16 protein-coding genes and 1 tRNA gene are annotated in these 24,432 nt (G+C 35.0%); 15 read left to right on the forward strand and 2 right to left on the reverse strand.

What is annotated here, in order from left to right; translation table 11 throughout:
• The first annotated feature begins 156 nt into the window (after positions 1–156).
• From EKL99_RS11095 to EKL99_RS11130, 8 genes are all read left to right on the forward strand, one after another.
• On the forward strand, positions 157–4,122 hold the full coding sequence (locus tag EKL99_RS11095) for a hybrid sensor histidine kinase/response regulator transcription factor (protein ID WP_126576957.1): 3,966 nt from the start codon (positions 157–159) through the stop codon (positions 4,120–4,122).
• A 557-nt stretch (positions 4,123–4,679) separates the two neighbouring features.
• Positions 4,680–5,999 carry a phage integrase SAM-like domain-containing protein gene (locus EKL99_RS11100; RefSeq protein WP_126576958.1) on the forward strand — a complete coding sequence of 440 codons (1,320 nt, stop codon included), beginning with the start codon at positions 4,680–4,682 and terminating at the stop codon, positions 5,997–5,999.
• On the forward strand, positions 5,999–7,225 hold the full coding sequence (locus tag EKL99_RS11105; RefSeq protein ID WP_126576959.1) for a hypothetical protein: 1,227 nt from the start codon (positions 5,999–6,001) through the stop codon (positions 7,223–7,225). The genes EKL99_RS11100 and EKL99_RS11105 overlap by 1 nt, the downstream gene beginning before the upstream one ends.
• Before the next feature lie 72 nt (positions 7,226–7,297).
• The gene (locus tag EKL99_RS11110; protein WP_126553063.1) at positions 7,298–7,576 is read left to right on the forward strand and encodes a helix-turn-helix domain-containing protein; all 279 of its coding nucleotides are present in this window, start codon (positions 7,298–7,300) and stop codon (positions 7,574–7,576) included.
• A 4-nt stretch (positions 7,577–7,580) separates the two neighbouring features.
• The gene (locus EKL99_RS11115) at positions 7,581–7,895 is read left to right on the forward strand and encodes a hypothetical protein (protein ID WP_126576960.1); all 315 of its coding nucleotides are present in this window, start codon (positions 7,581–7,583) and stop codon (positions 7,893–7,895) included.
• Positions 7,888–10,257, forward strand: a complete 2,370-nt coding sequence (locus EKL99_RS11120) for a hypothetical protein (RefSeq protein WP_126576961.1) — start codon at positions 7,888–7,890, stop codon at positions 10,255–10,257. Before EKL99_RS11115 ends, EKL99_RS11120 begins: the two co-directional genes overlap by 8 nt.
• 267 nt (positions 10,258–10,524) lie before the next feature.
• On the forward strand, positions 10,525–10,731 hold the full coding sequence (locus EKL99_RS11125) for a hypothetical protein (protein WP_126576962.1): 207 nt from the start codon (positions 10,525–10,527) through the stop codon (positions 10,729–10,731).
• A gap of 39 nt (positions 10,732–10,770) precedes the next feature.
• Complete coding sequence (locus EKL99_RS11130) at positions 10,771–11,331, forward strand: hypothetical protein (RefSeq protein ID WP_126553055.1); 561 nt, start codon at positions 10,771–10,773, stop codon at positions 11,329–11,331.
• Between the two features lie 490 nt (positions 11,332–11,821).
• Here the strand turns inward: EKL99_RS11130 and EKL99_RS11135 are convergent.
• Positions 11,822–11,901: transfer RNA gene (locus EKL99_RS11135), tRNA-Leu, on the reverse strand.
• 290 nt (positions 11,902–12,191) lie between these two features.
• Between EKL99_RS11135 and EKL99_RS11140 the strand changes: the two genes are divergently transcribed.
• The 7 genes from EKL99_RS11140 to bioB all read left to right on the forward strand — a co-directional run bounded on the left by EKL99_RS11140 (position 12,192) and on the right by bioB (position 19,924).
• Positions 12,192–13,133, forward strand: coding sequence for a ribose-phosphate pyrophosphokinase (locus EKL99_RS11140; RefSeq protein ID WP_126458151.1), 942 nt, complete (start codon positions 12,192–12,194; stop codon positions 13,131–13,133).
• A gap of 105 nt (positions 13,134–13,238) precedes the next feature.
• Positions 13,239–13,850, forward strand: coding sequence for a 50S ribosomal protein L25/general stress protein Ctc (locus tag EKL99_RS11145; RefSeq protein ID WP_126452005.1), 612 nt, complete (start codon positions 13,239–13,241; stop codon positions 13,848–13,850).
• Positions 13,851–14,133: 283 nt separating this feature from the next.
• Positions 14,134–14,808, forward strand: coding sequence for an aminoacyl-tRNA hydrolase (pth, locus tag EKL99_RS11150; protein ID WP_126553053.1), 675 nt, complete (start codon positions 14,134–14,136; stop codon positions 14,806–14,808).
• A 141-nt stretch (positions 14,809–14,949) separates the two neighbouring features.
• Entirely contained in the window at positions 14,950–16,989 is a 2,040-nt protein-coding gene (locus EKL99_RS11155; protein ID WP_197037237.1) for a M43 family zinc metalloprotease, read from the forward strand.
• A gap of 101 nt (positions 16,990–17,090) precedes the next feature.
• A complete protein-coding gene (locus tag EKL99_RS11160; protein WP_126553049.1) occupies positions 17,091–18,020 on the forward strand; it encodes a bifunctional riboflavin kinase/FAD synthetase in 930 nt (309 codons plus the stop codon).
• Positions 18,021–18,114: 94 nt separating this feature from the next.
• Positions 18,115–18,570 (forward strand): hypothetical protein, encoded by a 456-nt coding sequence (locus tag EKL99_RS11165; RefSeq protein ID WP_126553047.1) that lies wholly within the window; start codon positions 18,115–18,117, stop codon positions 18,568–18,570.
• A 268-nt stretch (positions 18,571–18,838) separates the two neighbouring features.
• Positions 18,839–19,924, forward strand: coding sequence for a biotin synthase BioB (gene bioB / locus EKL99_RS11170; RefSeq protein ID WP_126458136.1), 1,086 nt, complete (start codon positions 18,839–18,841; stop codon positions 19,922–19,924).
• Positions 19,925–19,991: 67 nt separating this feature from the next.
• Here the strand turns inward: bioB and EKL99_RS11175 are convergent, their stop codons facing one another.
• Positions 19,992–23,891: a T9SS sorting signal type C domain-containing protein gene (locus EKL99_RS11175; protein WP_126576964.1), complete on the reverse strand. Its 3,900-nt coding sequence runs from the start codon at positions 23,889–23,891 to the stop codon at positions 19,992–19,994.
• Between the last annotated feature and the right edge of the window lie 541 nt (positions 23,892–24,432).

Raw genomic sequence — 24,432 nt, forward strand, 5'->3', positions numbered from 1 at the left:
AACGTGTCATTTTTTATACAAATCAATTATAATATTTATTTTATCAGTAATATTATTATTTATGGAATGAATTGTATAATTATAGGATAATATGAATTGAAAATTGGCATTCTATTTATTTACTTTTATTCACAAAATTAGTATTAAGATTAAAAAATGAAAAAATACATCGTTCACCTCTTCATAATTTATTTCTTGACCAATTCTTCATTTGGGCAAGAATTCTACTTCAAACATTACAAAAGCGAAAATGGTTTATCACATAATACTGTGCTTAGCTCTCTTCAAGATAAAAAAGGGTTTATGTGGTTTGGCACCAAAGATGGATTAAACAGATTTGATGGCTACACTTTTAAAACTTTTCGAAATGACACTAATAATCCTAATAGTATAGGGAGTAATTTTATTGAATGTCTCCACGAATACAATGGTCAATTGTGGGTGGGAACTAATAATGGATTATTCAAATACAATGAAAAAGCAGAAGATTTCAGCCTTTTAAGAAAGTCTTTAAACAAACCCATTGTTGACATTGAGAATGATAATGATGGAAACCTATGGTACATTGCAGACTTAACTTTATTCAAGTACACAATAGCAACTAAAAAGACGGTTAGTTATAAAAATAAACTATTGTTTAATGTAGAAGAAATAACCAGAGCACCTGATGGAAGAATTTGGGTAGCATTTAATAATAATCTATATGGTTACAATAAAGAAACAAATTCGTTTAAAAAAATTAGTATTAACATCTCCACAAAAAACAAACTTCCCATAAATATTAGCAAAATAATATGTGAAGGTGAAAATAATATTTTTATCGGAACACAAAATAGTGGTGTGCTAGTTTATCATATTCGTAACAATAGTATCAAACGATTGCGTCTGCATAATGGTGAACCTTTATACATAAGAGATTTTTTAAAAATTAATCCAAACGAGTTGTGGATTGCAACAGAATCCGGCTTAATTATCTATAATTTGAAGAGTTCTAGGTATAAAAATTTAACTAAAAGCTATAATAATCCCTACTCTATTTCCGATAATGCAGTTTATTCCTTGACAGCAGATTCTGAAGGAGGCGTTTGGATAGGTACTTATTTTGGGGGCATTAATTATTATCCAAAACAGTACATACAATTCAAAAAATATTATCCAAAACTTGGTGAAAATTCAATTAGCGGTAATGCAGTTCGTGAAATTCGTTCGGACCCAAATGGGAATTTATGGATTGGTACTGAGGATGCTGGACTTAATAAGTTTAATCCCAAGACGGGACTTTTTACTAATTACGATCTTTCCAAAAACAGCAACTTATTGACCCATAACAACATTCATGGGCTATTAATCAAAGAAAATAAACTGTGGATCGGTACGTTTGATCGTGGAATTGACATCATGGATACCGACACTGGAAAAGTTATCAAACATTACAGTGTAGGAGATGGTCATGGTCTCTCCAGTAATTTTGTTTACACACTTTATCAAAATATTTCAAAACAAATTTTTGTTATTACTTCAACGGGTATACAAACTTACGATGCAGGAAAAGATAAATTCATCAACATTAAAGGATTTGCAGAACGGGTTTTTTATACTTCGTTTATGGAAGATAAAAAAGGCATTCTTTGGGCTGGTACTTATTGGGATGGTTTAATTAGTTATAATCCAAGGACTAATAAGCGCATTGTTTTTAAACAAAATAAAGACAATTCAAAAAGCATCAGTAATAATGCAATAAATGGCATCTTCCAAGACTATAAAAATGATTTATGGATCGCAACTGAAAATGGGCTTAATGTATATAATTATAAGAGCAATGAATTTAAAAATTACACTACTAAAGATGGATTTCCCAGCAATGTATTTTACTCTATTATTAGTGGTGAAAAAAATATTCTTTGGATAAGTACTTCAAAAGGTTTGGTTGAATTCGATCAAGAATCAAAAAAAATTAAGGTGTACACGGAAGACAACGGCCTTTTAAATAATCAATTCAATTATAATTCAGCTTACAAAGACAAAAACGGTATGATTTATTTTGGCAGCACGAGCGGCATGGTCGCTTTTAATCCAAAAAGGTTTTTAAAAAACACTTTTCGTCCCTCTATTTTTTTGACAGGAATAGAAATATTAGGAAAAGAATCGTCGGGAAAAACTAGTATTTCCACTTATAATAATTCTATCACCAACAACGAAGAGATTACTTTATATCCAGATGAGAATTCTTTTAATCTTGATTTTACGTCGTTAAGTTATACTGCACCTGAAATGGTGAAGTATTGGTATAAGCTTGAAGGTTCTACAAGTGATTGGATTTCGTTAGGAAAAAGGCACAAAGTCTATTTTTCTGGCTTATCCTCCGGTAAATATATTTTTAAAGTGAAAGCACTTAACGTTAACGGCATTTGGAGTAAGTCATCACCAGTACAAATTACCATTTTACCACCTCTATGGAAAAGTAATTTGGCGTACGTCTTTTACATTTGCATTCTAATTGTTTTGTGTTTTTTAGGCTTTAGATTTTATCATAACAGAATAAAGATAAGAAATTCGTATTTATTAACAGAACTAAATAACAAAAAGGAAAAAGAATTATACAATGCCAAGATTGAGTTTTTCACCAATATTTCTCACGAGATTCGTACACCATTAAGCTTGATAAAAGGTCCTTTAGAAAAGTTACTTGATAAAGTGGATCCAGGTACTGAAATAAAGGAGAATTTGTCTATTATGGATAAAAATGTAAGTCGCTTGCTCAATTTAGTTAGCCAATTATTAGATTTTAGAAAAACTGAATTAGAGAGCGTTAGTCTTACATTTGTCAAAACAAATATTTCAGATTTAGTACGAGAAACTTACACGCAGTTTAGTCAAATAATAAAAAGCAAGAACATTTATTTTGAACTTAAATTAGAAACAGATGATTTGATTGCTTTTGTCGATGCTGAAGTATTGACTAAAATATTGAGTAATCTGTTTAATAATGCGATAAAATATTCAAAATCTAACATTATTCTTTCCTTATCAAAAAAGGAAGGCTATTTCAAATTAACGATAAAAAATGATGGTAAACTAATTCCATCCCATCTTAGAAACAAGATATTTGAACCTTTTTTTAGAGCGCCAGGAACCGAAAATCAATCCGGAACTGGAATAGGTCTAGCCTTGGCTTATTCCCTTGTGAAGCTACACAAAGGCAAATTAAAATTAGACACTAATGATGCTGCAATGAATAGTTTTGTACTCAAACTTCCTATACATCAGGATAAAGAGTTCGATTTTGACAATGTAAAAAAATCTGATATTAAAGTAGAAGACGACTTCTCTACTCATAAATTAAAAATCGAAAACAATAAACCGACTATCCTTTTGATAGAAGACAATGAGGATTTACTAGATTTTGTTGCTAAAGATTTAATGGATACTTACACAATAATAAAATCAACAAATGCCATCCAAGCATTAGATATTGTTGATAACGAGAGCATCCAACTAATAATCAGCGATGTCATGATGCCAGAAATGGACGGTTTTACATTTTGTGAAAAAATGAAAACTAATATAAGTACAAGCCATATTCCCATTATTTTATTAACTGCAAAAATATCCCTTGGGGCTAGGATAGAGGGGTTAGAATCTGGTGCAGACGCATACATTGACAAGCCTTTTTCTATGGGATATCTCAAAGTACAAGTGTCTAATTTATTGGATAATCGAAGAAATATAATAGACCATTATTCAAGTTCTCCTCTGGCTCATATCAGAACGATGGCTCATACCAGTGTCGACGAAAATTTCATAAAAAGACTCGATGGAATTATTATTAGCAATATTTCAGATTCTAATTTAAGTGTTGACACCTTGGCATTGAATATGAATATGAGTCGATCCACATTGTACAGAAAAATTAATAGTGTCACTAATTTGACTCCTCTTGATTTAATAAATATTACCAGACTTAAAAAAGCTGCCGAATTATTGAAAACAGGTAGTTATAAAATCTATCAAATAGCCGAAATGGTTGGTTTTAATTCACAGGTAAGTTTCGGTAGAAGTTTTCAAAGACAATTTAATATGACCCCATCTGAATATATAAAGTTTGAGATAAAACAACAATAAATAACACACTAGGAATAACAGGTAATTCTCGTATTTGAGAAGCATTCTATAGCATTTACATAAGTTCTCAATGAATTAAATATCATGCTGTATCCCACGGAAAAAGAATTTATGTATCTAATTATGATTAGAAAATAATATTAGCTGGTTCAATATTTACTGGAAAACTACTTTTCAGAAATAATGGTTGTCGAACCACTAATGTGAATGAAGTAATCAACGTTTTGACTAGAAGTAGCAATGGTCGGGCAACTTCAATAAAAAAAGCCCGTAAAGTGTTGACTTACAACGCTATTACGGACTTTTAATGTACCCGGAGCCGGAATAGAAACCTATCAATTTGGCGTTTTTTAAAACCTCCCGAAAACAGCATAAAAATAACCTTCAACCTCAACAAATTCAATACTTAACAACCATTTACGCAAAGGTGAAATAATTGAATGAAATTGAATAAAATGCAATAAGATAGTGAAAATGTTTGGCAAATGTTTGGCAACTTTTGGAAACGTCCTACAAATAGAATATCTTTGATTTGTTCAACCGTTCAACTAAAAAATATGGCATCAATTAATTTCAGATTGCGAAGTGAAGCAAACAAAAATGTTTCAATAAAAGTTTACACCTCTCTCGGACGTGGAAAATTTATTGAATTAAACACGGGTTTTTCTATTAACCCGAAAGACTGGAGCGAAAGCACAGACCGACCAAAACAAAACACCGCCGAAAACAAAGTAATTTTTAACAACCTCAAAAAATTGGAATCATTCCTTTTTAAGAGTATTAATACTGATATGGGCGAAAGTGTTGTAATTGATACTTTTTGGTTGGATGCAAAAATTAACGAATGTTTTGAGCGTGTACAAATAACCGACGAGGGAATAATTGCAAACTACATTCAAAGCATAATCGACACAGCCGACACCCGAAAAGTAAAAGTAAAAGGCGGTTACAAACACGGACTTTCATTAAGTAGAAAAAACAGCTACATAGCCACAAAAAACATTTTAAATGAATACCAAACTAAAACCAAAAAGCAAATTCACTTTATAGACGTTAATCAGGCGTTAACAGATAAGTTTGAATATTGGCTACTTAAAACTAAAAAGTACGCCGTAAACACAGCCTCAAAGCATATTGCAAACATTAAGACCGTTTGCATCGAAGCCGAGAAAAAAGGCATCCAAGTTAATGCGTATGCGAAACAAATAACCATAGTTTCAGAAAGCGACGACGACCGATACATACAAACTTTGTCCTTTGCCGAATTGGACGACATTAGAAAAGCGGACATAAAAAGCGTGGCGCACCAAAACGCCCGTAAATGGTTATTGATTGGGTGCGAGATCGGACAGCGTGGCGGGGATTTACTCGACATAACACCGGACAATATAAGATACACAGCCGGGAATATGTATTTAGACTTAATACAGCAAAAAACAAAGAAATCCGTTACTATTGGAATAATAGCCCCGCACGTTATCGACATACTAGAAAACAGTTTTCCGTATAAAATCACAACCCAAAAACTAAACGAACATATTAAAAAGGTTTGCGAAACTGCCAAAATTACCGCAATGACCGACGGCAAAATATTTGATGCAACCACCGGGCGCAAAGTGTTCAAGGCATACGAAAAACACAAACTAATTACGACACATTCTTTTCGCCGTTCCTTTTGTACTAACTATTATAAAAAGATACCAACACCCGTATTAATGGGTATATCCGGGCATAGCAAAGAGGCGATTTTTAGAACCTACATAAATGCACCGGAAGACACAGACGAAAACGCCAATTTATTTATGAAGTTTTACAACGACATACACAAAGACAAAGCACCCGAAATGAAAGTAATACTTAATACAGGAACGGAATAATGGACGAATTAGAAATAAGTAACGGAATATTACAAAAGGATGTGAGGCGTAATATTAGAAACCACATACAAATTCAGTACGACATTGGTTTTCAAGATTTTTTAAGTGCAAATTATTTAGCCGACGAGGTTTTTTATATCAATTACATTGATAAATATCAAAAAGAACAGTTACAAAAATTAGAAAAAGAAGTTTCTTTTTTTGATATAAGTAACGGCGAAAAAGTAACGGACGACATTGCAGACCAATGGTATAATGAAAAAATAACACGTGACCATTATTGGTATTTCAAAGAATTTCAATCCTTTTTAAATGAAAGGTTACAAGAAATTACAAAGGATGACCAACCACAGCAACTCAAACCCGAACCGCTTGATTTGTCCGACACAACAAAAACCGAATACAGAAATATGGAAACACGCTTTGATTATTTGAAATTTATAACAGATACTTTTTTTGATACCTTATATCCTGTAGAGGAAATTGAAAGCGAAAGAGAGCCGACGGAAATTACTATTATTTTTTTAGATAGTGATGGAAACGAAAAAAGAGAACACAAAACAATGCCATATCGAGAACAGCCTTTTGAACTAAGAATAAAAACATTTATAGATAAAATTATACGCAAACAAAAAATATCTGAAAGAGATAGCTATGTTACGATAAGCGAATTTTTCAGACAATGCAAACTTGCGACAGAAGAATTAGATGATTACGTCCAATGTGATGATTTTGACACACCCATCTCTTTAAAGAACTTAAATAGTAAATTAAACGGCGAAATGAATTCTTTGGATGTTTATTGGGTAAAACGACTTGTGGGAATCGCTCATGAAAATATAGAAAACCCAAAGCAAGCCGAACACGACACCCCAACAGTTGAAAATAAAATAATAGTTATCAAAGAACCATACGGCAAAATGTTTTCAAATAATGGTTTTGAACTGTTTGAATATCTACTAAACGAACACGTTAAACCAAAAGAAACAATAAGGCGAAAATCCGATTTGATTTATTATTATTGGGAAATGTACAACAGCAAAACCCAATACATACACCAAAGACCTGCAACGTTTTTTAAATGGTTTGACGAAAAATACAACGAAACAACAGGACAATTAAAAACGTATAACGACGTAAAAACACCCCAAAGAATAAAGGATTATTCAACCGCTTTAGATTGGTTTAAATCAAAAAATAAAGAGTGTACCGTTAGTGTACCGTAAAAAGTACAATCTTGTATTTAACGCAGTACGACCGTATTTAATCCTTTGCATATCATTTAAAACGAAAAAGATATGCAAACTATTCAATTTATCCAAACAACCCCGGAGCAACTACAAAGCGAAATTTCAAACGGGGTTAAAATCCAATTACAGGAATTTTTAAAACATTTCAAACCAATTCAACCCGCCGAGTATTTAACTCGTCAACAAGTGGCGAAAATGTTTGATGTGGATTTGTCAACCGTTCATAATTGGTGCAAGTCGGGAAAACTCAAACCTCTCGGGATTGGTTCACGTGTTTACTTTTTAAGAACCGATATAGAGGCGTGCCTTATTCCTTTAAATCAATAAGGCTATGCAAGATAAAATCCCACATAGCCCCGAAAATATTTTGTCAACTACCGACGGCAAAGATACGAACCCAAAGAACCAAGAAAAAACCATATTTGATTTTTTACAAAATCACACCGCCACCGCTTCAATGGTTTCAAAAGCTACCGGAATACCTCAAAAATGTATTTGCCGTTACAAACGAGATTTAGAGCAACGTGGACTACTTTTCGAGGTTGAAAGAAAACTTTGCAAATTGACAAGTTTCAAAGCGTGGTATTTAACCACAAACCCCGATTTATTCCCAAAGTCTAATCTTAAAAAATTAGGCAATGAATAAAGAAAACAAAACCGATGTAATGAGCGACTGGAAAGCCGAATTTACAAAGAGAGTCCAAACCGAAAGCAAAAGCCGTAAACAAACATTTACTTTTTATGATGCGTGTCAAAAAACAGACTATCACAACACCCGGGATAAAGTCTTTTTGTCCGTTGTTTCTTTTTTAAGAAGTGAGCCGTTACAAAATAACGATTATGTAAAATTTGTTTCTTGTTACATAACCACAGGGAAAAAACTCGATGTAAAATACTTTAAAAACAACGGCAACAAGCTAAACGAATATTATAAAAAGGTTGATGAGGCAAAAGCAAAAGGCGAAACATTCAACCCGTTTAGTGTTAAAGCATACAAAAGATATGTTTTGTTTATAGTTTTGAAGTTTAGCGGGGAATATACAAGCGATTTAGACGAGGCGTTTGGGGTTCAAACCGTTGGACATAGGGAATACAACCCCTTAACAAATATACCGTCCGTATTGCGTGGGGAATTACCTTTTAAAGTAAAAGAGTACGACATAAAAAGAGCGTTCCCGACGTTTATTGATATTGAATTAATCAAGGAATATCGACATACCGTTTATGATATACTCGACAAAAAAACATTTGCTTATTTACTTAATTCCAATGTTACCAATAAAGATGCAGACCGAAACATAATTTTAAAAGAGTTATCAAAGGTTTACGGCAACGATGCGGACAAAGTTTGTACCCTCGAGAGGTTCAATACCAAAGGAGGCGCGTTTATGGACTTTTCAAGATACGAAAAGGAATACATTGAAAGATTTGTAACTGAAAATGATTTGGTTAATTACGTACGTTTACACGATGGCGTTTTTGTTCTTGCCGAAACCGATTGTAATTTTTTTGTCTTTGATTGGGTTGAATTTGCGATTAAAGAATGTATCAAAACCCCGATCGAAAATGAAATACTAAACTTTTACACCATTGACGAAAGCGATAAAGTTTATACTTCGCCAACGATGTACGCCGACTTTTTTATTCAAGAAAAGTTTTTAAGAATTTCGACACCCGACGACAAAATATTTTTATTGAGAGATACTAATAACGTGGTTGATTTTTTCAATCATAATACCGATACGGTTTCATTTTTAAAGGACAATATAAACGAGTTTTCGGGTTCGTTTGATGCAGTAGCGGACACAATAGCAAGGGAAAATTTTAGCACAGTTAAACAGGGTTTTTTATTAATTCCCTCGATTGAATTAAAATACTATTCGGACACTAAAAACACTTTCGGACTGCCTTTTAAAAACGGTTTTTACTATTTCGATATGAATGACAAAGGAACATTAAAACAAAAAGAGTACACCGATGTAAAAGGATTTTTTGCACCTCACGAAATACAAAGCCGAGAGTTTAAATATACCGATGAGGTCGGAATGTTTGAGCATTTTTTAATTAGAGCGTGTACCGGGCGAAAAGAAACCAATACACAGGACACAAAAAACATTTTTGAGAGCTTTAAGACGATGTTTGGTTATTTGTGTCACAACTATAAAGATATGACAAAAAACCCGTGTATTGTACTTACTGATATGGATGCGGACGACGAAACCCGAAACGGACGACGAGGCAAAACACTAATATCAAAAGCCGTACAGGAAGTACAGGAATCAATTATAAAAGGAGGCAAAGAATTTGACAGCGGATATACTTTTGTTTTTGCAGACCTCGAAAAAAAGCATAATGTTTATATCATTGACGACGTTCCAGCGGGGTTTAAGTATGATGATTTATACACCAATATTTTAGGCGATATTTCGTGCCAAAGGAAAGGATTGAAAGCCGACTTAATTAAATTTAGAGATGCACCAAAGTTCGCCATTACTTCAAATTGGGTTGTTCCGTATGATGAGAGGAACGCCTCGACAAATGGGCGGTTTATTGAATACAAGTTTACAAACTATTATACAACAAGCCACACCCCGAAAGACGAATTTAAGTGTTCCTTTTTTCAAGATTGGAACGCCGACGAATGGAATCGGTTTTACTCTTTTGTTTTTCGATGCGTAAAACTGTTTTTGCAAAAGGGAATTATAAAAACCGAGTACAATAAGACAGACGACAATTATAAGGCGTACTTCAATAACGATGCAGTTTATACAGAATTTCACCGATGCGTTAATAATTTCGTTATCGACAAGACTTCTTTAGAATTTTCAGTTACGGACTTTTTGAAAGAGTACAATGATATTTTAAACCCTTTGCGATTTGAAAAAATATTTACAACCAAGAACGCCAAACGGTTTATAGATGCGTGGGCGGGTAAATTCAACACAGAAAAACGAGGATTTTGGTTTGAATATTCACAAAGGACACGAAACTGGATTAAAAAGTATTAAACCGTTACACTTGTTACAGATGCGTTACACTTGTTGTTACACTTCAAACCCGCACCATTAATACGATGTTACACTTGTTACACTTTAAAACAATGTACTAACAGTTTTAAAAAAGTTAGTAGTAGAGAATGTTTAATATTTCATATCATATTATAAGTGAGATTTAAGTGTAACAACCGTAACGAATTTGATAATCAAATAGTTATCCGTAACAACAAGTGTAACACAACCGTAACCGTTACACATAAAACTAAAAAAAACTAAAAAATGGAATTAGAGCAAAAAACAACCAAAGAAATAAGAACCGTACTAAAATCGGTTATCAATAAAGAGTTACTAAACATCGAAACACTTTTCGAGGGATTACCTCCAAAGGAACGTTTAGAAATAATCGTTAAATTAATCCCCTATGTATTACCTAAAGTTGATAATGTAAATTATAGTTTGGGCGAAACAACCGATTGGGGGATATAAAAATGTTCCCTAATAATTTAGGTTAAAAATCAAAGCAAAATGAGTATCGAAAATTGTAGTACATTAACTGTAACCAAACTGAAAGAGTGGGGTTATTTGAACAATGGCATAAAAGAGGGCGTAATATCGTGGAGCATATCGGGCGAAGTTCATTCGAGAATTGGGATAAAATCAAATATATCTGAATATAATAAATTCGTAACCCTTGACTATAAACAAAATGGGGAGGTTATTACTTATGACGTTCGTTTTATATCGATACCCTCAAATTTAGGTAAAGGCGAAATTTTGTATTTCGTTTGTCCAAGCACTGGAAAGTACTGCAGAAAACTATATCTTAACTCAAAGTACTTTTTGCACCGGGAAGCCTTCATTTATTTGAATTACCAAAAACAAAATGAATCAAAAAAAAACCGTCGCTTAATTTCCATATTGGACAAAGTATATTTAAATGATGAGGTTTACGACGAACAATTTAAAAAACATTTCAAAACTCACTATAATGGAAAAGTAACCAAACGATACCAAAAGATTTTAGATAAAATAAAATTATCCGAGAGTTATCCGTCGGGCATAATTGAAAGTTTACTTATGATGTAAAAATATAACCGTTCAGAGATGAGCGGTTTTTTTATAGTTCGTGCCTATCTGTTCACGTGTTTAACTATTTGATTAATCAATTTTTTTCAAGTTCATTCCTATCCAAAAGTAAAGCAATACGCGCGCGTAGCTCTTAGAAAATAATAGTTTTGCACTATCTGTTTATGTGTGAAGCATTTTTTATAGTTCGATATACTGCAAAAATAAAAGTTCATTACTATCTGATACGCACATACAGGTAAAATAATTAACAAAAACGAACCAATACGCGCACGCGCGAGGCAAAACAAAAATATGAACATAAAAAAACGGTAGTTGTTCAAGCTACCGTTTTACGTTGTTCAAACGTTGGTTTAAAATTGGCATCGTAAACCGTTACAAATGTATTGAAAATTTAAGTGTATTTGAAAATGTTTGGCAATGGTTTGGCAACTACAATAAAAAAAGTCCGTAAAGTGTTGATTTACAACGCTATTACGGACTTTTAATGTACCCGGAGCCGGAGTCGAACCGGCACGGTTTCCCACAGGTGTTTGAGACCAGCGCGTCTACCAATTCCGCCATCCGGGCTTAGCTAGACATGAAATAACAACAGTTATTTCAACGCAATAAAAGAGGTGGTTGTGTTTAAATCAACCATCAATTCCTTTAACACGGTGCAAATGTAAAAAATAATATTAAATGTTCAACTAAAAATACTTAATTTTTTCCTTTCAGAGTTGAATAAATTTTATAAATTTGCACCTCGTTAAAAACACAACACACAACTAACTACACCCGAGGCAAATACAAACATACGGCTTTATACAAATGACAAAGCCAACAGTATGGAGCGCAGCGGAATAAAAACAACAAATTAAATGTCACACCTAGAACCAGAAGCTAAAATTTTTGCGTGTTCACAAAGTGTCTATCTGGCTGAAAAAATAGCAGAGCAATACGGAATTCCTTTAGGAAAAATCACCATGTCAAAATACAGCGACGGTGAATTTCAGCCTTCTTATGAAGAGTCTATCAGAGGATTACGGGTTTTTATCGTTTGTTCTACTTTTCCAACGGCAGATAATTTGATGGAAATGTTACTGATGATTGATGCTGCAAAACGGGCTTCGGCACGACACATTACGGCAGTAATTCCTTACTTTGGTTGGGCAAGACAAGATAGAAAAGATAAGCCAAGAGTTCCGATAGGAGCTAAATTAGTGGCTAATTTACTTGATGCTGCAGGCGCAACAAGAGTAATGACCATGGATTTGCACGCAGATCAAATTCAAGGATTCTTTGAAAAACCGGTAGATCACCTTTTTGCATCGACAATATTCTTGCCGTACGTAAAAAGTTTAGGTTTAGACAATCTGACTATCGCTTCTCCAGACATGGGAGGTTCAAAAAGAGCCTATGCGTATTCTAAATTCTTAGAATCGGATGTGGTGATTTGTTACAAACAAAGAAAAGAAGCCAATATTATTGACACCATGGAATTGATTGGTGAAGTTAAAGGTAAAAATGTAATCTTAGTAGATGACATGATTGATACCGGAGGCACTTTGGCGAAAGCCGCAGATTTAATGATCGAAAAAGGAGCACTGAGCGTACGAGCAATTTGTACACACGCGATTTTATCCGGGGATGCTTACGAAAAAATAGAGAATTCTAAATTATTAGAATTAATCGTCACCGATTCTATTCCGTTAAAGAAAGAATCAAAAAAAATAAGAGTGTTGAGTTGTGCGCCTCTTTTTGCTGAAGTTATGCACATGGTGCACCACAACAATTCCATAAGTGGAAAATTTATAATGTAATACGTTAGTCGTAAAGTCCAATGTCTTAAAGTTATAAAGTCTTGCTGATAGCCAAAAGCTAAAAGCCAAACAAGTAATATTATTTAATAACTATATTTTTTTACAATGAAATCGATTACAATTAAAGGATCAGAAAGAGAAAGCGTGGGTAAAGTTGCGACTAAAGCCCTACGTAATGCTGGATTGGTTCCTTGCGTATTATACGGAGGAAATCAGGCAGTTCATTTCTCAGCAGAAGTTATGGCTTTCAAAAACTTGGTTTACACCCCAAACGCTCACACAGTTGAGATCAATCTAGGTGAAGGAAAATCATTTAACGCTATTTTACAAGACATTCAGGTTCACCCGGTGTCTGACAAGATCTTACACATTGACTTCTTTCAATTATTTGATGACAAAGAAATCACTATGGAAGTTCCTGTAAAAATCATTGGTAACTCTAAAGGAGTTATGGCCGGTGGAGATTTACGTTTGAACACTCGTAAACTAAAAGTAAAAGCTTTACCAAAAAATCTTCCTGATTTTATTGAAGCTGACATTACTGCCTTAGACATGGGTAACAAATTGTACGTTACTAAAGTAGCTTCTCCGGACTACAAAATCATGCACCCGGACAACACTGTAATTTGTCAAGTGAAAATCTCTCGTGCCGCTATGAAAGCAGCTCAAGAGGCAGCAAAAGCAGCAAAAGCTCCCGTAAAAGGAAAGAAAAAATAATATTTTTTCAATCATTCAAGAAAGCATCAGTTCTACAACTGGTGCTTTTTTTTGCTTTTTATTTTCTCATTTAAAGCAACGAGAAACCTCATTATCCTATTTTAAATTACAAGGAGCACAACTACCCATTTTCACAACAACGCCCCTCCTGCTGTCCGTTGTATCCACGCCAAAAAGCGCGGGATGCCACTCCCATCAGGGCTATCCAGAACTATTTTGTTCCCAATACCGATTTTCTAAAAATCTAATAGTACACTATTCTAATTAAGTCTATTTTTGCAGTATGATAAAATGGATTTCAAATTTATTCTCACATACAAAAACTGAGAATAATACAGATTGTAGGAAATCAGAGGCTCTCGAACACCAAAAAAATAATATAGAAAACGTGAGTAATAAATTTTTAATAATAGGACTCGGCAACATTGGCGCCGAGTATGTAAACACTCGCCACAACATTGGTTTTAAAATCGTGGATTTCCTCGCCCGGAAAGAAAGCGTTACTTTCGAAACCGTAAAACTGGGTACACTGGCCCAATACAAATTCAAAGGAAGAACTTTTTTGCTACTCAAACCCAACACATATATGAATTTGAGCGGAAAAGCCGTGCAATACTGGATGGGAAAAGAGAATATTCCACTTGAAAATATTCTGGTGATCACCGATGATTTGAATCTATCTTTTGGAGCCATTCGCATCCGACAAAAAGGAAGCGATGGCGGACACAACGGACTCAAAAACATCAATCTGGTATTGAATACGCAAAATTACGCCCGATTCCGTTTTGGGATCAGTGACGAATTCAAAAAAGGAAAACAAGTTGACTATGTCCTTGGCGACTGGGATGATACTGAAAAAACAGCGCTTACGGAACGACTGGAATTAGCCTCCGAAATCATAAAATCCTTTGGAACTTCCGGACTGGAAATTACCATGACCACATTTAACGGGAAATAAAAAAAGGAATATGCTTCCTTTGTACGCCTCTGTTTTTTTTAATTTGTATTAGATGAAAATAATAATTAATTTTAATGCATGTTTTTAATACATACTAAAAATCAACACATTGAATTACCCTTTTCTAAACACATCCATAATATGAAAAAAATTATTTTTTTTATTACACTGTGCTTTTTTTTTTCAATCAATCCTACGTTTGCACAAGTAAATAACACCCCTTCAAAAACGCTTCTTTTTGGCAAAAATAAAATCATTCCGGAAGGTTCTGTAATTCGATGTGCCACGACAGAATATGAAGAATACCTAAAATCCAAAAATCCAAACAGAATATCTACTGCTGAATTTGAACAATGGATAACACCAAAGATTGAACTCGAAAAAAATAAAAAAAAGAATGCTGCACAAGGATTCAAAACAAATGCAGTCATCACCATACCGGTTGTCGTTCATGTAATTCATAATGGCGACCTTTTAGGCAGTGATGAAAATATTTTTGATGAACAAGTAATTTCTCAAATTCAAGTACTCAACGAAGATTTCAGAAAAAAATCAGGTACTCCTGGCTTCAACAGCAATCTTGTAGGAGCTGATGTAGAAATAGAATTCGCACTGGCTAAACGAGATCCATCGGGCATTTCATCAAACGGGATAAACCATGTAAACTTAGGGCGAGAAAGCTGGTCTACTGTCGATATTGATGGCTCTCTAAAACCCCAAACACAATGGAATCCTGAAAAATACCTTAATATTTGGGTAGTCAAATTTACCAAAACCGATCTTTTGGGATACGCACAATTTCCTAGTGCTTCCGGACTTCCGGGAATAGAATCAGATGAAGGCTTCGCTAACACTGACGGTGTCGTGATTGGTTATACTTTTTTTGGTTCATCCAGTTATTTTACCGGAGGAAACTACACTACTCCTTATGACAAAGGGAGAACAACCTCCCATGAGGTAGGACACTGGCTTGGGCTGCGCCACATTTGGGGAGACGGAGGCTGTGATGTAGACGATTTTTGTCAAGATACGCCTAATGCAGGACAAGAAAACACGGGCTGCCCATTAAATATTGATTCCTGTCCCGCATCCCCAGGCTTAGATATGGTTGAAAATTATATGGACTATACGGATGATGCGTGTATGAACATCTTTACAGCAGATCAAAAAGCACGAATGATTACTGTAATGAATAATTCCGTAAGACGGGCTTCTTTGAAAACTTCGGATGCACTTACCCCGGGTGTCATCTTTGCCAATGATGCTTCAACAATGGTTATAAACTTAAACATTCCTCCTTGCGGCACTAGCTTTATTCCTGTTATTAGAATCGTGAATAAAGGCAGCGCAACATTGACTCAAGCCTCAATCCGTTATGGAATTGATAATAACAACCTGCAAACCTATAATTGGACTGGAAGCCTGGCAAATAACGAATCCCAAAATATTACTTTAAATAGTTTGACTACTACTGGAGGCAATCATGATTTCAGCAGTACAATAACTAGTACCAATAGGAAAACGGATCAAAACAGCGCCAACAACAGCGATACTATAAATTTTGACATTACAAAAAATTACGCCAGCAATACAGTAGTTTTCTCCTTACAGCAAGACTATTATGGTTCAGAAACCACCTGGAATCTTACAAATTCAGCCGGAACCGTGTTATACAAAGGAGGCCCTTATAAAGATCTTCCAGAAACCGGGCCGCTTCCTGATCCAATCAAGGCAACCTTCGATCTCGCAGGCAATGATTGTTACACTTTTACTATATTTGATACTCGAGATGACGGCATCTGTTGTGATTTCGGAAATGGCTCTTACACTGTGTCAACCCCTACGAATGAAATTATTGCTACCGGAGGAGCCTTTGGGGGAACCCAATCTAAAAGTTTTAGAATTGGATCATTATCTACCGTCGATATAGAAAAATTAAATTCGGTTTACCTCTACCCAAATCCCACCTCTAACATCCTGAACGTAGTTAGTGAGAACAAACTCAATACTCCGGAGGTTTACACTATTATCAATACTTTAGGTCAGATCCTAAAATCAAAAAAAATAGAATCAGCGGAGGATCTTCAGATAAACGTCTCCCATTTATCGCAAGGTATTTATTTTTTAAAATTATCGAAAAATCAATCTGAAACGACTACTATTCCGTTTATTAAAAAATAAATTAAAGTCTATAATACATTAAAAAAGCATTGAACTTTTCAATCCTTTTTTAATTATATCAATTGTATACCTTAAATTTGCACCATTATAAAACACTTGCTTTGAAGATTTTTCATTCTATAAACGATTTCGTTTCCCCAAAAAAAACAATTCTAACGTTGGGCACCTTTGATGGTGTCCATATTGGGCACAAAAAAATCCTGAATAAACTGACCCAAAATACGGAAAACGAGAATTACGAAAGTCTGGTACTTACTTTTTTTCCGCATCCCCGAATGGTTTTACAGGAACATTCTGATCTAAAATTACTCAACACTATCACTGAGAAAATTGATTTGTTGGAAAAAATTGGTATCGAAAACCTTGTCATCCATCCTTTTGACGAAACTTTTTCAAGATTGACTGCCGAAGAATTTGTAAGTACTATTCTCGTAGATCGTTTTCACATCCACAAGATAATAATAGGACACGACCATCGATTTGGACGAAACCGAACAGCTGATATTGATGATCTTATCGCCTTTGGAAAAGAGTATAATTTTGAAGTAGAACAAATATCCGTTCAGGAAATCAATGCCATTTCCGTGAGTTCCACTAAAATCAGAAAGGCCTTATTAGAAGGTGATATGGCGCTGGCTAATGAATATTTAGGCTATGATTATTCACTCACTGGGAAAATCATTCAAGGAAAACAGCTGGGAAGGACTATCGGTTTTCCAACGGCTAACTTAAAAATTGAAGAAAACTACAAACTGATTCCACAAAATGGAGTGTACATTGTACAAAGTAGTATCAATCAAAAAACGGTTTTCGGGATGATGAACATTGGGTTCAATCCTACTGTTGATGGACAAAATCAGTCGATAGAAATTCATTACTTTGATTTCGATGCTGATTTATACAATCAAGATATTAGTGTCTCGATACTTCAAAGAATTCGTTCCGAACAAAAATTCGAATCAGTTGACGTACTAAAAGAACAACTTGAAAAAGACAAAAAAACAGCACTTGCCTATTGGAATAAATATTGATTTTTTCATAAAACATTACTATTTTTTCTGTAAATTTGAAAATAGGATGCTTTTTATAAGAAATGTATCATTTTTAAATTTTAAAACTAACTGTATGAAACTACCTAAAGAATTAGTAAACGGATTCATTATTTTCATAGGAATTGGTCTTTATTTCTTAATAATGGAACTTTTAGGCCTGGCAGATATTTATTTGTTGCGTTTATTTAACGTGTTGTTTGTCTTTTACGGCGCCCATAGAACACTAAAGGCTAATTTTTCCGAAAACAAAACAATATTAGTTTCTAATGCGGTTTCAGCATTATTAACGGCGCTTACAGGAATATTTTTGAGCATTATTGGCTTAATTATTTACAGTTATTCCAAAGGTGGTGATGCTTATGTGGGATCACTATCCAAAACCTTTTTATTTGGCGGGGATCCGTCGGTGATGACGTATTCCATTTCTTTGTTTTTTGAAGGGATAGTATCCTCTGTAGTTGTCACCTTTATGCTTATGTTGTATTGGGACCCCCGCTATGCATCAGACAAACACGGAGCTGAATCATAACCTATATTTTAAATTAATCCTTCCTCTAATACCGTCGCAAAGCACAATTAGTATTGGTCTTTGCGACGGTATTATTAAATTTTAAAATCCGCTATATCAATAAACCGCTGTATCTACAATACTACGCCCAGAATTTATGGAATATAAAAACACCGGTATACATCTGCTTAATTTGGCTATTAAAATTTTCAGAACCGGCTTTTCAATGGTATTACATTGGTTCTTTAGAACAATTTAACTACTTTTGAGCCATCAAAAAATAGTATCAATGAGCATTACAAAACACAATTGGACCAAAGACGAAATTATCGCAATATATAACAAACCTATGATGGACTTGCTGTATGAAGCAGCTTCTATTCATAGAGAACACCATGATCCTAACGTGGTTCAGGTATCTACTTTACTCTCTATAAAAACAGGTGGATGTCCGGAGGATTGTGGCTATTGCCCACAGGCCGCACGGTATCATACTGAAATTGAAGGCAATGATTTAATGTCAGTAAGTCAGGTAAAAGCACAAGCTTTGCGTGCAAAATCAAGCGGATCATCCCGTGTATGCATGGGCGCCGCTTGGAGAAATGTAAAAGATGGTCCTGAATTTGACCAGGTACTGGAAATGGTCCGTACCATAAACAAACTGGATATGGAAGTGTGTTGTACCCTTGGAATGATCACTGAAAACCAAGCACATCGACTGGCAGAAGCTGGTTTATATGCTTACAACCATAATTTAGACACCTCTGAAGAATATTATAAAGAAGTAATTTCGACCCGCGGATTTGAAGACCGTTTGCAAACTATAGAAAATGTTCGTAAAACAAATGTCACTGTTTGTAGCGGCGGAATAATTGGAATGGGAGAAAGTATTGAAGACCGAGCTGGAATGCTTGTCGCACTTTCTACCTTAAACCCACAACCGGAGTCAGTGCCTATAAACGCCTTGGTTGCTGTGGAAGGAACGCCAATGGAAGAAGAAAAACCAGTTGAAATATGGGAAATGATCCGAATGGTAGCCACAACCCGAATCATCATGCCAGAAACCCAAGTCCGCCTTTCTGCGGGAAGAATGAACATGAGTCGTGAAGGTCAAGCCATGTGCTTTTTTGCTGGTGCCAATTCCATTTTTGCTGGAGATAAGTTATTGACCACTCCAAATCCTGACGTAAATGAAGACATGAAAATGTTTGAAATGTTAGGTTTAAATCCACAAAAACCCTTTACAAAAGTTTCTCAGCCTCAAACCGTTGAAGCTGTAGATTCTCAATTTGCTCCCTTGGGTGAAAAACCAAAATGGTCACGACCAGGACATACCATCGAGAAGAACCTTGAAGCATCTGGCAAAGGGAAATAATCTTCGTTTTTGAATAAAGACTCAAAACCATCTTGCAGGAGCAAGATGGTTTTTTTAGACTTCTATTTTAGTACACTATTTTCTTGGTAACAACCCTTCCATGCTGCAAAACTATTTTTACCAACACAACTTGATGACCAACAAGTAAATTCAGAACTGAGAAATCATTGTTGTCGATTTCGTTTTTTTGATAAATTGTACTTCCTGCTAAATTGTATACAACAACCTGCTCTATGAATTCTTTGGTTGATTTTATTTGCAACTCTTTGTTTTTAGTCGATACAAAAACAGATTCATCTTCTTTTATAAATTCATCCGAAATTAGGTTTTTGTTTGTATATCGCAAAACGAAACGATCATCAAATATTCCCACAGCAGTAGTGAAAGCATAGCTTTCGTTTGTTATATCAACAAGATTATTATTTAATTTATCCTCAATAAAAACATTTTTATTGACTAACACTCCATCTGTCTGATCTATTTTAATGATAAAAGTTCCTGCTACTGTGCTGCTAAAACCTAATTTTATTTCATCCGTCTCTTCAAACGGTAATGCACGCCCCTGAATTACTAAATTCTTATCTTGACTCCTACTATAAAAGTCTAAATATTGATTTCCTTCAAAACTCTCACCGTCAAAAGAACGGTCAAAATCATTTGTCGCTCCCGTTGCATATCCTATTAAGATTTGTTTGAAAGCACCTTCATTATTACTCAAATTTAACCAAATTCGGTCTTTTTCTATAGCCTCAGATTTTGATTTATTAATGGCACTTGATTTAAAAAAACTAGCGTTTTGACCAATCACACGCATACTGTTATTAAAAATAGCTGTCCCACCACCATTGATACTCGTCATAAAAAAAGATTGTCCTGAAGCTATTTTCCCGTCTGGCTTAGTATTATTAACGCCTGAATTAGTTGCAGCACTCGTACCAACGCCTCCCAATAAGTTATACACCGCATAATCATCTGAAGTATATACGTTCTTATTAATAGCCGTATTGTGTGTCCAGAGATAAATAGTTCCATCCATAGTTTCTTTGTTTGCAATTATAAACAAATCTGCGTTAATCGCTGAAGGATACGGATTGCCAATCAAATTTGACGTACCTGTGGCCGCAATTGGCACTGACACCAACCCATTATTGGGAACTCCCGCAAAAATAGCTTCATAATTTGCTGCACTCGTTTCTGAAAAAGTTTTCGGACCACGAATAATATATCCTTTACCAACTGACATTACGTTTGTTGAAATCTCATTAGCCCATGAATTCCTTGAAGCATCAAAGGAATAAAACTTATCCCAATGCGTATCAGGAGAAACATCAATCAGTTTTTGATTTGAAACAGGCGAAGACCAATAGGTATAATCTGTGAGGAGAATGGGCGTTGTTTTTCTTTTTAATTGAATCACTCCGGAATTACTGACCTGATCTTCATATTGATACAATGCCGCATTGTTTTCTAAAATTAATGTGCCTGAACCAGAATAATCGAAAACCAATCCTAACGTATTTCCTGCCGGAATTGTAACCGTGTTCCCTGCACTAATGAAACAAGAACAGGAGTTTACTGTTGTAAATGAGGGGTGATTTCCCTGAAAAAGCAGTGTCTTTTCAGCAGATGGTATTCCATTATTCCAGGAACTCCCATTCCAAACGGAGCTATTGGAACAGAGTTTAATTCGGGCTATTCGATGTTTAGTTACACCTGAAACCGAATTGAAGTTTCCTCCAATAAGCACTTTATTATTGGGAGTAAAACAAATACTAAACAACGTATTATTCAAATTCACAGAAAATGTCGTGTCAACATCTCCCGTTGCTAGTAACCGAACCATTCGCCTCACAGCTGTCCCGTTGTATGTACCGGAGAACGTTCCGCCAATTAATAAGCGATCATCGGGCTGGACTAAAACTGCCCTAATTTCTCCATTACTAAATCCCAATCCCGTTGCAAAAGTGATATCTAAACTCCCATCACTGTTCAATCGCAACACTCTTTTTGCGGAAACGCCTTTGTATGTTGTAAATGTCCCACCAACAATCAGTTTATTATCTGATTGTAGTGCTATTGCATACACATTTTTGTCAAAACCAGTTCCTATAGAAAATCCAGGATCTACGCTTCCATCCGCATTCAGGCGAACCATCCGATTATACGAAATCCCATTAAAAAAAGAAAACTGGCCACCTAAAACAATTTTTCCATCGGGTTGCAATAAAATATTTTCTACGATAGCATCAGCTCCAGAACCGGTATTAAAACTGGTGTCTAAAGTTCCATCGGGTAATAATCGAGCGATTCTATTCTTCAAAACCCCATTGTAACTTGTGAAATTTCCACCGACAATTATTTTTCCATCTGACTGTACCGCCAAAGCATACACCTGATTGTTAAATCCGGTTCCAATAAAGAAAACCGCATCAATGTCTCCATTTGCCAGAACCCTGGCAATCCTGTTCCTTACGACACCATTATAATATGTAAAAACACCTGCAATAACAACTTTGCCATCCGGTTGTACAATAGCGGTTTTTATAGAATTATTGGCTCCAGCACCAGAATTATTAAAAGAAACATCAATTGCTCCGTCTTCTGATAACCTTGCAATTCGGTTGCACATCGTTCCGTTGAATTTGGTGAAATTTCCAAAAACCATCGTTTTATTATCTGATAACGCATTTACTTTTAAAACAGAATTATCAAAACCAACTCCAGCAGTAAGATATCCAATGTCTAAAGCGCCAAAAGCATCAATTCGCGCCAAACGTCCTTGGTTTTGGGAATCAAAAACAGAAAACGACCCACTAACGTACCAAGAACCATCAGATGCAGTAGCTAAATCAAGAACGGATGCCGAAAACGGGCCTGCCCCAATATCAAAGGCAGGATTAATAACTCCATTTGCTTCCAGTAAAACTAATCTATTAACAGCTGTTCCATTATAAGTCCCCGTAAAAGATCCCCCAACCAAAACACCTCTAGCCGGATTTAGTTTCACAACCGCTACAACACCCCCACTAAACCCTGAGCCAGTGCTAAAAGTAGCGTCAAGCGAGCCATCACTATTCAAACGAATTATTCTACTGGTTTTAACACCATTGAAATTTAAAAAAACACCCCCTACTAAAATTTTCCCATCCGCTTGTGTCGCGAGTGCTGACACATCATCATCAAAACCGGCTCCTTGAACAAAAGTAGCGTCAACAGTCCCATTGCTATTCAATCGAATTATTCTGCCACAAGCAGTTCCATTAAAGGAAGTAAAAGATCCTCCCAAAATTATTTTACCGTCAGCTTGAATTTTGATTTCTTCAACAAGGGAGCCAGCGCCACTACCTATTGCAAAGCCTGTGTCAATATTTCCATTAGGCAAAATTCGAGCTACCCTAGGTGCGGGAACTCCGTTGTAACCGGTAAAACTGCCACAAATTACAATACTACCATCTGATTGCAAATCGCATGAATATATTATATTATTGGTAGTCCCAGCAGAAGAGTTAAAAGTTACATCTCTAGTTCCATCAGCATTTAAACGGATTAGTTTTGCAACATTTACACCGTTAAAGGTTACAAAAGAACCGCCTAAAATAATCTTCCCATCCGGTTGTATTAAGGAACAATATACTTTGCCTTCGATGCCCGAACCTAAATTGAACGAAAGATCTTTGGAACCGTCCGGCAGTAACCTACACAAATATGGAGTTGAAGCCCCATTAAAATTTAAAAAATCACCTCCAACAATTAGTTTCCCATCCGTTTGCAAAGCAACAGTTCTTATGGTTCCATCAAAACCATCGCCTTGCAAACCGTCATCATACGTGTTGAATGCAACATCTGACTTTCCTTGTTGTGAAAAAGCTACATTAATAAAAAGGAAGAAGAAAAAAATAGTAAAGTGTCGTATTTTGATGTCTAAAATTGAATTTCCGGCGTTTGCTTGAGCTCTCCGAAAATTCATGACTGTACTAAAAGATTACGTGCCATATGGGTTGTTTTAAATTGTTGCTTTTTTTGTTGAAATTCATTTGATAAAGAAATATCAGCGATAACTTTATAAAAGTAAATACAATCTTTTGCAATCACAATACCCACATTTAGTGATATTTAAACTAAAAATAACACACTGAATTAGGCTCTTGTTTTTTTCATATGCTTGTCGGTATTCCTCTATTTTTTTTAAAAATGGACACAGACCCCACAGCTTAGCACCGATTTTCAATATAATGATGTAATCAATTTTTGGAAATTTATGTCAAAAAAAACATTCGGTATTCATTCGGACTAGTACAACCCGTTGGGTACAATTATTAAAAACGTCAGTTCGCATATTTTTTTGTGTAGCAAAACGAAACAAAACTTCTCGATACGCTTCGCATTTGAAGTGACGTGTATCGAGAACCGTTTTTAAAATTAATTGGTAGTTTTGTCCAAAAACAAGAGCAAATCAACATACAAATAGCTTCAAAAAACTATTTAAACAAAAAAAGCCCGTTTTGTTT

The sequence above is a fragment of the Flavobacterium sp. ZB4P23 genome (assembly GCF_003970375.1).
GTDB lineage: Bacteria > Bacteroidota > Bacteroidia > Flavobacteriales > Flavobacteriaceae > Flavobacterium.

What these genes read in the sequence shown, in the direction of transcription:
- EKL99_RS11125 (WP_126576962.1), top strand. Translation starts at nt 10,525, where the DNA reads ATGGAATTAGAGCAAAAAACAACCAAAGAAATAAGAACCGTACTAAAA.
- bioB (WP_126458136.1), top strand. Translation starts at nt 18,839, where the DNA reads ATGAGCATTACAAAACACAATTGGACCAAAGACGAAATTATCGCAATA.
- EKL99_RS11130 (WP_126553055.1), top strand. Translation starts at nt 10,771, where the DNA reads ATGAGTATCGAAAATTGTAGTACATTAACTGTAACCAAACTGAAAGAG.
- pth (WP_126553053.1), top strand. Translation starts at nt 14,134, where the DNA reads ATGATAAAATGGATTTCAAATTTATTCTCACATACAAAAACTGAGAAT.
- EKL99_RS11165 (WP_126553047.1), top strand. Translation starts at nt 18,115, where the DNA reads ATGAAACTACCTAAAGAATTAGTAAACGGATTCATTATTTTCATAGGA.
- EKL99_RS11095 (WP_126576957.1), top strand. Translation starts at nt 157, where the DNA reads ATGAAAAAATACATCGTTCACCTCTTCATAATTTATTTCTTGACCAAT.
- EKL99_RS11110 (WP_126553063.1), top strand. Translation starts at nt 7,298, where the DNA reads ATGCAAACTATTCAATTTATCCAAACAACCCCGGAGCAACTACAAAGC.
- EKL99_RS11145 (WP_126452005.1), top strand. Translation starts at nt 13,239, where the DNA reads ATGAAATCGATTACAATTAAAGGATCAGAAAGAGAAAGCGTGGGTAAA.
- EKL99_RS11155 (WP_197037237.1), top strand. Translation starts at nt 14,950, where the DNA reads ATGAAAAAAATTATTTTTTTTATTACACTGTGCTTTTTTTTTTCAATC.
- EKL99_RS11100 (WP_126576958.1), top strand. Translation starts at nt 4,680, where the DNA reads ATGGCATCAATTAATTTCAGATTGCGAAGTGAAGCAAACAAAAATGTT.
- EKL99_RS11140 (WP_126458151.1), top strand. Translation starts at nt 12,192, where the DNA reads ATGTCACACCTAGAACCAGAAGCTAAAATTTTTGCGTGTTCACAAAGT.
- EKL99_RS11115 (WP_126576960.1), top strand. Translation starts at nt 7,581, where the DNA reads ATGCAAGATAAAATCCCACATAGCCCCGAAAATATTTTGTCAACTACC.
- EKL99_RS11120 (WP_126576961.1), top strand. Translation starts at nt 7,888, where the DNA reads ATGAATAAAGAAAACAAAACCGATGTAATGAGCGACTGGAAAGCCGAA.
- EKL99_RS11105 (WP_126576959.1), top strand. Translation starts at nt 5,999, where the DNA reads ATGGACGAATTAGAAATAAGTAACGGAATATTACAAAAGGATGTGAGG.
- EKL99_RS11175 (WP_126576964.1), bottom strand. Translation starts at nt 23,891, where the DNA reads ATGAATTTTCGGAGAGCTCAAGCAAACGCCGGAAATTCAATTTTAGAC.